This window comes from Microbacterium nanhaiense (assembly GCF_014646015.1).
In the GTDB taxonomy this organism is placed as follows: domain Bacteria; phylum Actinomycetota; class Actinomycetes; order Actinomycetales; family Microbacteriaceae; genus Microbacterium; species Microbacterium nanhaiense.
On sequence record NZ_BMMQ01000001.1, the window covers coordinates 343008 to 355394 of the forward strand.

General features: G+C 64.7%; 13 protein-coding genes. 10 read left to right on the forward strand and 3 right to left on the reverse strand.

Going from position 1 to position 12387, the window contains the following annotated elements:
• Positions 1-75 precede the first annotated feature (75 nt).
• From cmtR to IEX05_RS01825, 10 genes are all read left to right on the forward strand, one after another.
• A complete protein-coding gene (gene cmtR, locus IEX05_RS01780; protein WP_188699677.1) occupies positions 76-441 on the forward strand; it encodes a Cd(II)/Pb(II)-sensing metalloregulatory transcriptional regulator CmtR in 366 nt (121 codons plus the stop codon).
• Entirely contained in the window at positions 438-2414 is a 1977-nt protein-coding gene (locus IEX05_RS01785; RefSeq protein ID WP_188699678.1) for a heavy metal translocating P-type ATPase, read from the forward strand. Before cmtR ends, IEX05_RS01785 begins: the two co-directional genes overlap by 4 nt.
• Positions 2415-2422: 8 nt before the next feature.
• Entirely contained in the window at positions 2423-3334 is a 912-nt protein-coding gene (locus IEX05_RS01790) for a cation diffusion facilitator family transporter (protein WP_155049309.1), read from the forward strand.
• A gap of 91 nt (positions 3335-3425) precedes the next feature.
• Positions 3426-3815: a hypothetical protein gene (locus tag IEX05_RS01795; RefSeq protein WP_229661066.1), complete on the forward strand. Its 390-nt coding sequence runs from the start codon at positions 3426-3428 to the stop codon at positions 3813-3815.
• 167 nt (positions 3816-3982) lie between these two features.
• Complete coding sequence (locus IEX05_RS01800) at positions 3983-4660, forward strand: DsbA family protein (RefSeq protein ID WP_229661067.1); 678 nt, start codon at positions 3983-3985, stop codon at positions 4658-4660.
• 88 nt (positions 4661-4748) lie between these two features.
• On the forward strand, positions 4749-6203 hold the full coding sequence (gene lnt, locus IEX05_RS01805) for an apolipoprotein N-acyltransferase (protein WP_188699680.1): 1455 nt from the start codon (positions 4749-4751) through the stop codon (positions 6201-6203).
• Positions 6200-6703: a DUF3515 family protein gene (locus IEX05_RS01810; protein ID WP_188699681.1), complete on the forward strand. Its 504-nt coding sequence runs from the start codon at positions 6200-6202 to the stop codon at positions 6701-6703. Before lnt ends, IEX05_RS01810 begins: the two co-directional genes overlap by 4 nt.
• Positions 6700-8595, forward strand: coding sequence for a bifunctional copper resistance protein CopD/cytochrome c oxidase assembly protein (locus IEX05_RS01815; RefSeq protein ID WP_188699682.1), 1896 nt, complete (start codon positions 6700-6702; stop codon positions 8593-8595). The genes IEX05_RS01810 and IEX05_RS01815 overlap by 4 nt, the downstream gene beginning before the upstream one ends.
• Entirely contained in the window at positions 8592-9302 is a 711-nt protein-coding gene (locus IEX05_RS01820; RefSeq protein WP_188699683.1) for a copper resistance CopC family protein, read from the forward strand. The genes IEX05_RS01815 and IEX05_RS01820 overlap by 4 nt, the downstream gene beginning before the upstream one ends.
• A 10-nt stretch (positions 9303-9312) precedes the next feature.
• Positions 9313-10278, forward strand: a complete 966-nt coding sequence (locus tag IEX05_RS01825) for a cytochrome c oxidase assembly protein (RefSeq protein WP_188699684.1) — start codon at positions 9313-9315, stop codon at positions 10276-10278.
• 100 nt (positions 10279-10378) lie between these two features.
• Here IEX05_RS01825 and IEX05_RS01830 read toward each other — a convergent pair whose 3' ends face one another.
• The 3 genes from IEX05_RS01830 to IEX05_RS01840 all read right to left on the reverse strand — a co-directional run bounded on the left by IEX05_RS01830 (position 10379) and on the right by IEX05_RS01840 (position 12252).
• Positions 10379-11002, reverse strand: coding sequence for a CueP family metal-binding protein (locus IEX05_RS01830; RefSeq protein ID WP_188699685.1), 624 nt, complete (start codon positions 11000-11002; stop codon positions 10379-10381).
• Between the two features lie 64 nt (positions 11003-11066).
• Positions 11067-11675, reverse strand: coding sequence for a DUF305 domain-containing protein (locus tag IEX05_RS01835; protein ID WP_188699686.1), 609 nt, complete (start codon positions 11673-11675; stop codon positions 11067-11069).
• 106 nt (positions 11676-11781) lie between these two features.
• Positions 11782-12252 (reverse strand): DUF6153 family protein, encoded by a 471-nt coding sequence (locus tag IEX05_RS01840; RefSeq protein WP_188699687.1) that lies wholly within the window; start codon positions 12250-12252, stop codon positions 11782-11784.
• Between the last annotated feature and the right edge of the window lie 135 nt (positions 12253-12387).

A 12387-nucleotide genomic window follows, 5' to 3' on the forward strand; every position in this document is an offset into this window, starting at 1 on the left:
GAAGCACGCCGTGGGGAGAGAATCGGAGCAGGACGACACAGCGGAGTGTTCAGTAAGCAGTGTATAGTTCACTGCATGCTGACCATTGCCTCACGTCTTGACGTTATGAACCGGCTCGGCCGGGCTATGGCGGACCCAACGCGTTCCCGGATTCTGATGACGCTCCTCGACGGTCCCAACTATCCGGGGGTGCTGTCGCGTGAGCTTGAGCTGACCCGTTCGAACGTCTCGAACCATCTGACCTGTCTGCGTGACTGCGGCATCGTGGTCGCAGAGCTGGAAGGGCGGCAGACCCGATACGAGATCGCGGACCCGCATCTTGCCGCGGCGCTGACGGCACTCGTAGACGTGACCTTGGCAGTCGACGAGAGTGCGCCGTGCATCGACCCGGCCTGCTCGATCCCCGGCTGCTGCGATGCAGGCGAGGGAGCCGGAGCATGAGCGCGGCGTGCGGTTGCGAGCATGACGTGCCCAGCGCGGTCGAAGAGCTTGAAGATGTCGACCGCCCATGGTGGCGCGACCCCGCGATCCTCGTCCCGATCGCATCAGGCATCTTCTTCGTCTCGGGGCTGCTTACCGAGTGGATCACCGGCGACAGCGTCGCTGCCGAGATCACGGTGCTCGTGCTGTTCTGGACCGGACTCCTGCTGGGCGCATGGACGTTCGTCCCTGGGGCAGTGCGTGGTCTGTTTACCCGAGGAAAAGTCGGGATCGCACTGCTGATGACGATCAGCGCCGTCGGCGCGGTGATTCTCGGCTACGTCGAGGAAGCCGCAGCTCTGGCGTTCCTGTACTCCATCGCGGAGGCGTTGGAAGACAAAGCGATGGACCGTGCCCGCTCAGGACTGCGTGCTCTGCTCAGGCTCGTACCCGAGACGGCCACCGTTGTACGAGGTGGCACAGCCGTCGAGGTTGCAGCCAGGGAGGTGAAGATCGGCGACGTGATTCGGGTCCGACCTGGTGAGCGCGTGGCAACCGACGGCACTGTGGCGTCGGGCCGTAGCAGCCTCGACACCTCGGCAATCACCGGTGAATCGATCCCGGTAGACGTTGGTATGGGCGACGAGGTCGCGGCTGGTTCGATCAACACTTCCGGCGCACTCGAGATCACCGCCACGGCCGACGGGGCGGACAACTCGTTGACGACCCTGGTCGGGCTCGTCGAGCAGGCACAGCAGGAGCGTGGGCAGAGGGCGCGTCTCGCCGACCGGATCGCGCGTCCGTTGGTCCCCGGCGTGATCGTTCTCGCACTGCTGGTGGGCGTGCTCGGCTCGCTGCTCAGCGGTGACCCGCAGACCTGGATCACTCGCGCCCTGGTTGTGCTCGTGGCCGCCTCGCCATGTGCCCTTGCCATCGCTGTGCCGGTCACCGTGGTCTCGGCCATCGGTGCAGCCACCCGGTTCGGCGTCATCATCAAGAGCGGGGCCGCGTTCGAACAGCTTGGCTCGCTCCGCCGGATCGCGGTCGACAAGACCGGCACTTTGACGCGCAACGAGCCCGTGGTGACCGACGTCGCCGCGGCTACTGCATTTTCCCGCGAGGACGTGCTCGGCTGGGCCGCTGCACTGGAGCAGCACAGCACGCATCCGCTTGCCGCTGCCATCACTGAGGCGGCCCCGGGCGCACCAGCCGCGGCTCGTGTGATCGAGCAGCCTGGGCATGGGATGGCCGGGCAGGTCGATGGCCATGAGATCACTGTCGGCAGCCCGCGCTGGATCGCTCCCGGCGTGCTGGCCGACCGGGTCGCGGCGATGGAAGCTGACGGACAGACCTGCGTCATGGTCACGCGCGACGGCAGCGTGGCCGGTGCGATCGGCGTCCGCGATGAACTGCGCGCCGAGGCACCGGAGGCTGTCGCTGCTCTCCGCGCGCAGAACGTCGAGGTCGTCATGCTCACGGGCGACAACGCGCGCACTGCCATGGCATTGGCGAAAATCGCCGGTATCTCCGACGTGCGTGCCGAGCTGCGTCCCGAGGACAAAGCCGCAGAGGTGACCGCATCAGTCGCACAGCGCCCCACCGGCATGATCGGTGACGGCATCAACGACGCTCCCGCTCTCGCCTCGGCGACGGTCGGGATCGCGATGGGCGCAACCGGCTCCGATGCCGCGATCGAGTCCGCTGATGTCGCCTTCACCGGTCACGACCTGCGCCTCATCCCGCAGGCTCTGCGCCACGCACGCCGCGGCCGGGCGATCATGAACCAGAACATCGTGCTGTCGCTCGCGATCATCATCGTTCTGCTGCCGCTCGCGATCACGGGAGTGCTGGGGCTTGCCGCTGTCGTGCTCGTGCATGAAGTCGCCGAAGTCGTCGTCATTGCCAATGGTTTGCGTGCCGCGCAGACGAGGCGCCGGCTTTCGAGGAACTCTGTGCAGGCACCGAACGCCGCAATACAGACCGCGACCCGTTAGAAGGAATCATGGGAGATCATCACGACCACAGTCATGCCGCGGCGCCGCGTCGGCGCCTCGCGATCGCGCTCTGCATCACCGGGTCCGTATTCGTCGTCGAAGTCGTCGGAGCAGTTCTGACGGGAAGCTTGGCGCTGCTGGTTGACGCCGCGCACATGCTGACTGACCTCGTCGGCCTTGCGGTCGCGGTCTCGGCGGCACTGCTGATGGAGAAGCCGCCGTCGGATCGCTACACCTGGGGTTTGAAACGCAGCGAGATTCTCGCCGCACTCGGACAAGCGGCATTGCTCTTGGGAGTAGGTCTCTTCGCGCTGGTCGAAGGGGTACGGCGCTTGTTCGAGCCCCCAGCGGTGCCATCGACCGCACTTCTGATATTCGGAGTCGTCGGCCTCGTCGCGAACATCGCCTCGATCACCGTGCTTGCCGGAGGACGTGGCGATAACCTCAACATGCGGGCGGCGTTCCTCGAAGTCGTGAACGATGCGCTCGGGTCAGTGGCAGTGATCGTCAGCGCCGTGCTGATCGCGACGCTCGGTTGGGAGCGCGCCGACGCAGTCGCGGGCATCGCGGTCGCCGCACTCATCGTCCCGCGCACGCTGATCCTCATCCGCGCATCCGTCGGCGTTCTGCTCGAACGAACGCCGCCCGGTTTGGATCTCGCCGAAGTTCGTGCGCATATCTTGTCCCGCCCAGGCGTGGTGGCAGTGCACGACCTCCACGCATCTCTCGTTTCAAGCCAGCTGCCAACGCTCTCGGCGCATGTCGTCATCGACGAGACCGTCATCGACGATGCTGGTCGCGACGCGCTCCTGCGCGACCTGCAGTCGTGCGTCGGCGAGCATTTTCCCGTGCATATTGAACACTCGACGTTCCAGCTGGAAGCAGTCGGATACGGCGACGAGGATGGACTTCATAGCTGATCTCCCCTCCCGGCCATTGCATATTCAAGTTGGATATGGTGCCCTGGTGATCCCTCCTCGTACATCCGTCGCGCCCGCAGAGGGCGGTTCGGTGGTTGCGAGGCGCTCACTGATCCTGGCCCTCATCGGTTTTCTCCTCTTCGGCGCGCTTGCTCTGTGCATGCATGAGGCCGCTGAGCAGCATGGGTTCGTTGCCCAAGGCAATGAGATCGCCGCCGCCTACGGGGCGGAAGCAGTCGATGCGACTTCCGGCGACGTTGTGACGGCCGGCGCTGACGAATCGGGGGAAGCCGCCGATGCGCTCTGCCTGCTCGGGGTGTGCTGCGCGGTATCTCTCGCTTTCGCCGGCCTGCTCTTCCTCGCTGGGCCGCGGCTCGTCGTGAAGCTCGGGCCGCTCCTGGGCATGCTCGCGCTGCGCGCCCGGAGAGTGGTGCCGATTCCCGCTCCTACACCTCTTCTTCTGGGTATCTCAAGAATCTGATTCCTGTGCGGATCGGGGCCTGCAGACGCAGACGCCTTCCGATCGAGAAAAGCGCACGGCACATCTATCGCCTCCGGCCCCAATACGGCTCCGGCCGCGGCGAGCGATGGTGCTGCGCATCATGCCGTCGTATGTACGGCGCCCCACCCGCCGCACTGGAGGAACAGATGAACGCCCGCCGTACGCCGAAGAAGCTGCCGACCGTCGTCGTTGCACTGCTGATCTCAGCTGTGATCGCTGTGATCATCGTGATCGCAGCCGTTGTCTATGTGAAGACGTCAGCGCCGGACGAGGTCGCTCCAGACCGTGGCGAGCTGCCGATCACTCGGAGCGACTCGCACGTTCTTGATTACGTGGGCCCAGACGCACCGACTCTCGTCGAGTTCCTCGATTTCGAGTGCGAGGTGTGTGGTGCTTTCGCTCCCTATGTCGAAGAGATCCGGCAGCAGTACGACGGCGACATCAACTATGTCGTGCGATACTTCCCGATCCCGGGCCACTTCAATTCGATGAACGCTGCCGTCGCCGTCGAGGCTGCCGCCCAGCAGGGAAGCTTCGAAGAGATGCACGATCTCATGTTCGAGACGCAGGCCGAGTGGGGAGAGGGTCAGACGTCCGAAGCCGCGAGGTTCCGTTCATACGCGGAGGAGCTCGGACTCGACATGGCCGCCTATGATGCCGCGGTCGCTGACCCGGGGACCCAAGCGCGCGTCGAGGAAGACTTCTCGGAGGGGCGTGCCCTGGGAGTAGGCGGAACGCCCACGTTCTTCCTCGACGGGGAACAGCTCGAGCTCACTCAGCTCAGCGATCTGACCGACGCCATCGATCGTGCTCTCGCAGACTGAGCCGGTGTCTGCGCCGCGGGCGGCTGCGGTACGGACAGGCGTGCTCCGATTGTGCTGGGCGATACCCTCGACGGTACTGGCAGGCGTGATGCTCGATGTCGCATACCCCGCAGTAGGACTTTGGCCGGCGGCGTTCGTCGCTGTGGTGCTGACGCTGATGGCGCTGCGCGGTCGAAGTGTCCTCGGCGCAATCCTCATCGGAACCGTATTCGGCGTCGTCTTCTTCGCGATTCATCTCAGTTGGGTGGGGGAGTTCCTGGGGCCGCTGCCCTGGGTTGCTCTCGTCGGGCTGGAAGGTGCCCTCGTAGCGGCGGGAAGCATCGCAATCGCCCTTGCCTATCGATGGACAGAGAAGCTCGGTGTCCGCGCGCGCTTCCTGGTGCGCCCCGGTCTCGTGGCCGGACTGTGGTCTGCACGGGAAATGGTGGCGGGTACCTGGCCGTATTCCGGATTCCCGTGGGCGCGGGTGGCGACGAGTCAAGCGAACGGACCGTTCGCAGAGGCGGTGTCGTGGATCGGCGTCGACGGGGTCTCGTTCGCGATCGTTGCGGTGTGCGCTCTGACGATCGAATGTCTCTGGGCGCGGCGGTTCAGAATGCTGGCGCTCCCTGTGTCGCTCGCCTGTGCGCTGGCGCTGATCCCGGCCTTCCCGACACGACAGACCGGGCAGATGGCGATCGGGTGGGTTCAGGCGAACGGACCATCGGGGTACTTCGATGACCGTTCGCCCGGCGAGATCCTCGAACTGCACGAGGCACGCAGCGAGGCGCTCTACGGGCGCGGCGCAGATCTGATCGTATGGCCCGAGGGAGCCGTTGACAGCGATCCATACCAGAGCCCGCAGACTGCGCGCAGGCTCGACGCCGTCGTTCGCGCCGCAGACGCTCCGCTGCTGGCTAACGCCGCCGTCACACGTTCGGGCGAGACCTACAACACATCGTTCCTCTGGGGCACAGGGGACAGCGTGCAGTACTACGACAAACGCCATCCCGTTCCGTTCGGTGAGTACGTGCCCGACCGTGCGTTCTACGAACGGCTCGTCCCGGGACTGGTGGGGCTCATACAACGCGAGTACACGGCTGGGAGGACTGAGCCCGTGCTCGATGTCGACGGCGTTCGGATCGGCGTCGGGATCTGCTTCGACCTGATCTACGACGACGTGATCCGAGCCGGCGCGGAAGGCGGCGCGGAGGTCTATATCTTTCAAACGAACAACGCAGACTTCCGCGGTACTGACGAGAACCTGCAGCAGATGGCGATCGCTCGTCTCCGGGCGTTCGAAACCGGTAGGGCTGTCGTCAACGTGTCGACGACCGGCACGAGCCAAGTCGTGCTGCCGGACGGCTCCGTGATCGACGCCGCGGCTCCGGGCGAGTCTGCTGCGTCGGTATCGGACGTTCCGTTGTACGCGGGCCGGACTCCGGCTGTCGTCATCGGATCGATCCCAATCGCGGGCCTCGCGGTGCTCGCGATCTGCACGCTCATCTCACTCGGGCTCGTTCGGTTGAGCAGCCGCTCGGCCGCAGCAGAACGGAAGTCATGAAAACAGGAACACGAACCACCGGAGCGGCTGTCGCCCTGCTCGCACTCGCTGCTGCGCTCACAGCCTGCGCCGATACGGTTCCGCTCACCCCAGCGCCGGGTGCGAACGAGGTCGAGTGCGCCGCTGCCTCGGTACGGTTGCCGAACGCGATCGGTGAGCAGACCCGTCGATGGACGAACGCCCAGGCTACAGGGGCATGGGGCGATCCGACGGCAGTGACCTTCACCTGCGGGACAGACCCAGTGGCATCGGACGACAAGCAATGCGTTCGTATCGGAGGAGTCGATTGGACCGTGGACGAGTCGCGTTCACCTCAGCTGACTCTCGCGACGTTCGGTCGTAACCCGGCAGCCGAGGTCGTCGTCGATACAACCGTGCTCTCGGCAGACGACGTTCTCGATCGCCTTGCTGTGGTAGCTCAGCAGCTGCCGTCAACCGGGCAATGCACGGAGGCGGATGTACGCGAAGGAGCGAATGCGGACGAGGGGAGCAGCTCATGACGCTCCGCCAGCTGCGTCTCATCGGCCCAGTGGGACTGCTCGTGTTCGCAGTGCTCATGACGGCGTTCGGATTGGTGCTGGGGTCAGGCGCCGCCGAACGTCTCGTCTCCGATCCCGGAGCGTTCGTGCGCTGGGGGCTCCCGTTCGCGAAGCTCATCGTGAACCTTGCCGGCGCCGTCATGGCGGGCTCCCTCATTCTGCGCGCTTTCGCCCTGCCGCGCGGTTCCAAGCCATATGAAGCGTCGCAAGTGATCGCCGCGGCCGCGGCGGTCGTCCTGACTGCGGCGGCGACCGGGGCCGGCTTTCTGACGTATCTCTCGACGCTCGCTCCGGAACTATCGTTGGACATCGGATTCGGCGAGCAGCTCGGCCGCTTCCTGACGGAGACGGAACTCGGGCTCGCGTGGCTGCTGACAGTGATCGGCGCGGCGATCATCTCTACGTTCGCGGTCGTTGCGCGCGGTGCTATTGCCGAAACCGTCCTCATGATCCTCGCCGCGGTATGCCTCGTACCCCTGTCGACCCAGGGGCACGCGGGAAGCCTCGCGAACCACGATGCCGCTGTGATGGCCCTCATCCTGCATGTCGTCGGCGCTGCCGTATGGGTGGGCGGGCTGCTCACCCTCATCCTGGTTCGGCGGTTGATCCCGCGCGAGAGCATCGGAGCTGTTGTCGCCAGGTATTCCTCTCTCGCCCTGGCCTCTTTCATGCTCGTGCTTCTGTCAGGGGTGGCCCGTGCGCTGACGTCGATCACGGCACTGGCGGACTTGTGGAGCCCATACGGCGCACTGCTCGGGATCAAGACAGCAGCGTTGGCAGGGCTCGCCGTGCTCGGCGCGTACTACAGAAGTCGCATGATCACACGTCTCGCCCGACGCACTGCTTTCTGGATGCTGGTGGCCTTCGAACTGCTGATCATGGGAGTCGCTATGGGAACGGCGACCGCCCTTTCGCGCACACCTGCACCTGCGGACAGCTCTGCTCCCGTACTTGTGACGCCAGCTGAATTCTTGACGGACGCACCCCTGCCCGCGCCGATCGACGGGTCCACGTGGCTCGGCGAATGGAAGGTGGATCTGCTTTGGGCAGTGCTCGCCGGCGCAGCAGCTGTGTACTACGCACTCGGTGTTCATCGAATCCGTCGAGCCGGAGCGCGATGGTCGCGTCGGCGTACGACGGCGTGGATGGCAGGTCTCGCCCTGCTCGCCTGGGTGACGTCGGGTCCGAGCGCTGTCTACAGCGACTACATGCACAGTATGAACGCACTCGGTCGAGTGCTGCTTCTCACCGCGGTTCCGCTTCTCCTCGCATCGGCCGCGCCGTACGAGCTGGCGATCCGCACGATTTTCCCTCGGTCAGACGGTTCGTTCGGTCCGCGCGAGGCAATCATGCGGCTCGGTGCTTCTCGAGTGCGCACCGTGCTCTCTGCGCCGATTGTCGCGGCGCTGGTGTTCGCCGCCATCGTCTGGGCCGGCGCGGCGCCGGGGATCTTCCGCTGGACTCTGTCCAACCAGCTCGGACATCAAATGATGATCGTCGTATCGCTTGTCGGCGGAGCACTGATTATGGCGGCGCTGAACGCGTCCGGGAGCGGTCGGGAGCAAGCCGGTCAGCGAGTGGCCGCGATCGGTATCGCTCTGGTCGCATTGCTGAGCTTCGCGGCATGGGTCGGCTTCCAACAAGGGCTGATCGCTGCCGAATGGTTCGGCGCGATGGGGCGGGCATGGGGGCCGGAGCCGGTAGCGGATCAGGATATCGCCGCGGTGGCATTCCTCCTCAGTGGGGGCGTCATGCTCGTCGCTCCCGTGATGCTTCGCTCATCGCGCTCACCTGCGCGAGGCGCTCAGGAACAGATCGACATAGGAAAAGCAGTAGTGGAAGGAAAGCGATGAAACTCACGCTCGGACGAACCTTGGTGGGTGGCGCAGTGCTTGCCGCTGCGGTACTCATCCCGACGCAGGCCGCTTCGGCACACGACACGATGCTCGAGTCGACCCCCGCGAACGGAGAGACGGTGTCGACGCTTGATGAGGTCGCGCTCACGTTCAGCGGCGAGCTGATCGACTTCGGTCAGGCGAGTTTTGCGCAGGTCGAGGGGCCGGATGGTCTCTACTACGAGACCGCATGCTCGACGATCGAACGGAACGTACTCTCCACTCCCGTTGAGCTCGGTGAAGCCGGGACCTACACAGTGACGTGGAACGCGGTGTCGAGCGACGGCCACCCGGTCTCGGAAGCCTTCGACTTCGACTATGAGCCTGTCTCAGGTGGGACTCCGGCACTGGGATGGGATCTCCCCGCTTGCGACAATGAGGATGAGCGCGTGCAGCCGGGCAGCGACGACGTTGATCAGGAGGAGACGACGGCTCCTGATGCAGAGACGCCGGAGGAAGCCGCTCCGATACCGACCACGGAGGCCCCTCGCAATGGTGCCCAGGAATCTCAAGAGGAAGCCAGCGCCGACACGGGCACCGGTATGGGCGGGCTGTTCGTATTTGCAGGCTTCATCGTTGTACTCATCCTGATCGCGCTGGTCTTTGTGCTCCGTTCCTACACGAAGTCCCGGCGTGATGCCGGGGACGATCCTGACGAGGAGTGACACCAACAGGATGAACATCGACGCGCAGAATCTACCGGCTCCAACGTGGCCGTCTCTGGTCTCGTTCTCGCCCAACGGAGTGTCCGTTCTCGTCGTCATCGCCGGGATCGGGGCGGTTCTGTACCTGCTCGGAGTGATTCGGCTACGGCGCGCCGGCCGACGCTGGCCGATCGGCAGATCGATCGCGTTCCTGCTCGGATGCGCGCTGCTGGCTGCGACAGGTTGTCTCGGCGTACACGCATACGCCGAGGTTCTCATCTCCGCGCTGCTGTTCCAGCAGATCACCCTGATGACAATCGTTGCGCCATTGCTGGTGCTCGGGACGCCTGGCCGTCTGCTGCTGCGTGCGACGCCCCATCGGGGGGTCGGCAGAACCGCGCTCCGGCTCGCACTCGGCGGCTTGAGGTCCCGTGTCAGCCGAGTTCTGGTGCGACCGGGCATCGCGATCCTGATTGCGATCCTGCTGTACCCGGGGCTCTACCTCACCGATCTGGTGAGCCTGCTCGTCGGTGTGCCCCTCGGCCATGAAGTCCTCTTGTTGGCGATATTCGCGTTGGGCGTCGTCGCCGCGGTTCCGCTCTGGTCCTCAGACCCCGTGCCGAGGCCGCCGTCGTTCGCCGGCCGTCTGGTTGAGGTCGTCGTCGAGATTCAAGTCCACGCTGTGCTGGGCCTGGTGATGCTGCTTTCCGCTGCCCCGTTGTTCAGCGCATACGACGTGACACGCGACGGTTGGGCGATCGATCCGATGCGAGACCAGATCGTCGCGGGGACGATGATGTGGACGTACGCGGAGCTGCCGTTGCTCATCGTGCTCATCGTTACGCTGTCGCGATGGAGCAAACGGGATGCGAAGCTCGCGTCGCGCCGACAGACTCAGGACGAGATCGATCTGGAAGCGTATAACGAGTACCTCGCATCGCTCGAGGGCGGCAATACGAAAGATGCGCGGCGCGACAGCGGACGTACCGCTACCTGATACCCATGCCGACCTCTGAGGGACGTCGTGGCGCGGTTGCCTTCGCAGGTGAGCCATCCGGTTCTCGCATCGCTCGCGCGTCGCGAGAACCGGATGATGCTCAGGTTAGTTGCATCGTGGTGATGCAGGTGGCGTCATCATCATTGACAGTCGATACGGTGCCGGTTGCAGTGCGGCCATCCTTCTCGATGACGACCTCAGCGGTGACGCCACGAGGCAGCCACATACCGATGAAGCCGTTGTCGAACGTCCGGATCGACTGGTCGACGTATTCGTCGCCGGTGTCGGAGTCCGTGACGGTCACCTCGAAGTCGGTATCGCTCTGCTCTCCGATGCAGTTGACCGGTGCATGGAAGTAGCAGTCGTGCGTCTGCTGCTCATACGGAGCGATCGCGACGTAGACCTGATCATCTGGCATCGGGAGTTCTGTCTCGCCGGAATCGTCGGTGATGACGAGCGCGTCCGGGCGGACCTGTGCGGTGAAATCCGTCGGGCGGTCCGCGATGGGCGTGCTGTCCAGACTGTCAATGATCGTGCGGGCATCGAGGCCTGCAAGATCATCGGCTCCCTCGATCGTCACAGTGAGCGGAGCTTCCGCCTCGGGCGCTGGCGACGTCGGAGACGAATTCGCGGAGCAACCGACGAGCACACTCGCCGCCATCAGCATGGCTCCGACAGAACTGAGGACCTTCGCGCGGCGAGCGGTCACATGGTTGTTGTTCATCGTGTTGTCTTTCGGGATCGGCGCGGGTGCGGGGCACTCATGCCCCGCACCCGCTGTCGTCGAGTCAGAGCGTGTCGAGGATGTCGTTCATCGTCGTGATCTCGGCGCTCTGCCCGTCGATCACCTGCTGTGCGAGTTCGAGAGCGTCAGGGAACTGTCCGTCCGCGAGCTCCGTCTCGGCCATGTCGATCGCACCCTCGTGGTGCATGACCATGCCTTCGAGGAACAATCGAGCGGCGTCCGCACCGTCCGCGTCGTCGAGAGCCGTCATCGCCGACTCGTCCATCATCCCGTCATCGCCCATGTCGTGACCGGCCATACCCGAGTCAAGCGAGACGCCCCACTCGGTGAGCCAGCCCGTCATCGTCTCGATCTCCGGAGCCTGCGCGTCCTTGATCTGCTGGGCGAGTTCCGTCACCCGCGTATCCACGCCGTCCTTGTCGAGGATCATGTCCGCCATCTCCACGGCCTGTTCGTGATGCGGAATCATCATCGTCGCAAACGTCTCATCAGCGGCGTTGGCAGTGCCGGCGGGGGCCGATGAAGGTGTGGTGTCTCCGTGGGTGCTGTGGTCCACGTCCGGCGTGGCTTCTTCGCTGGCGGCCGAGCAGCCTCCGAGCACGAGAGTCGCGGCGAGCGCGGCGGTGAACAGAGCAGTAGTGCGAATTCGCATGAGTATGCGTCCTTGTCGTTTCAGTGGCGAAATAGGAGTGAAGCAGTGCTCGGGTACGGCAAAGCCGTCGGCGTGCACACGGGCACGCTCGCGAGCAGGCGTCAGCTCACGTTCGACTGATCGACAAGAAGTGCAGGGAAGGAGGCCGCGGCTCTGCCTTGGTCAGCAGAAAATCGATGCCGCCGGCGTAGAAATGCGGGCGAGGGGATACCCATCCGCCGGCCCTCGCCGGCGCAGCGAGAACCAGAAGGGCTGCAAGCAGCGCAATCACGCACATCGTCATGACCATCGAGTGATCCGGGTGGGAGCTCCCGCACGCCTCGTCGGCACAATCCGGTGGTGAAGCGTTCAGATGTTTTGTCTCGGAGTCTGTATGCGCTTCTGGCTCGATGGAGTGCGTGCCGTGCGAGGTGAGAACTTGCTCTGACGTCGCAGCACTGAGGGACGGAACGCTGTGTCCGACCGATAGCGCGTGCATGCCGAGCAGTCCGAACGCGACGAGCAGGGAGACCAGCACTGCCAACGCCACGTGCCGCGGCGGCGTCATGCCGTCGCGCAGACGTGTTGTGCGAGTCATGCGGGCTCCGTTTCTGTGCTCGTCACTGTACTCGACGCGGCTGGCGTCGACCCCCTTGTGGGAATACCCCCCCGGGGGTATATGGTTCACGTTATCAGATACCCACCGGGGGTATCGAAAGCAGAAGGAGAATCA

Coding starts and splice junctions, on each gene's coding strand:
- cmtR (WP_188699677.1), top strand. CDS start 76: ATGCTGACCATTGCCTCACGTCTTGACGTTATGAACCGGCTCGGCCGG.
- IEX05_RS01785 (WP_188699678.1), top strand. CDS start 438: ATGAGCGCGGCGTGCGGTTGCGAGCATGACGTGCCCAGCGCGGTCGAA.
- IEX05_RS01790 (WP_155049309.1), top strand. CDS start 2,423: ATGGGAGATCATCACGACCACAGTCATGCCGCGGCGCCGCGTCGGCGC.
- IEX05_RS01800 (WP_229661067.1), top strand. CDS start 3,983: ATGAACGCCCGCCGTACGCCGAAGAAGCTGCCGACCGTCGTCGTTGCA.
- lnt (WP_188699680.1), top strand. CDS start 4,749: ATGCTCGATGTCGCATACCCCGCAGTAGGACTTTGGCCGGCGGCGTTC.
- IEX05_RS01810 (WP_188699681.1), top strand. CDS start 6,200: ATGAAAACAGGAACACGAACCACCGGAGCGGCTGTCGCCCTGCTCGCA.
- IEX05_RS01815 (WP_188699682.1), top strand. CDS start 6,700: ATGACGCTCCGCCAGCTGCGTCTCATCGGCCCAGTGGGACTGCTCGTG.
- IEX05_RS01820 (WP_188699683.1), top strand. CDS start 8,592: ATGAAACTCACGCTCGGACGAACCTTGGTGGGTGGCGCAGTGCTTGCC.
- IEX05_RS01825 (WP_188699684.1), top strand. CDS start 9,313: ATGAACATCGACGCGCAGAATCTACCGGCTCCAACGTGGCCGTCTCTG.
- IEX05_RS01830 (WP_188699685.1), bottom strand. CDS start 11,002: ATGAACAACAACCATGTGACCGCTCGCCGCGCGAAGGTCCTCAGTTCT.
- IEX05_RS01835 (WP_188699686.1), bottom strand. CDS start 11,675: ATGCGAATTCGCACTACTGCTCTGTTCACCGCCGCGCTCGCCGCGACT.
- IEX05_RS01840 (WP_188699687.1), bottom strand. CDS start 12,252: ATGACTCGCACAACACGTCTGCGCGACGGCATGACGCCGCCGCGGCAC.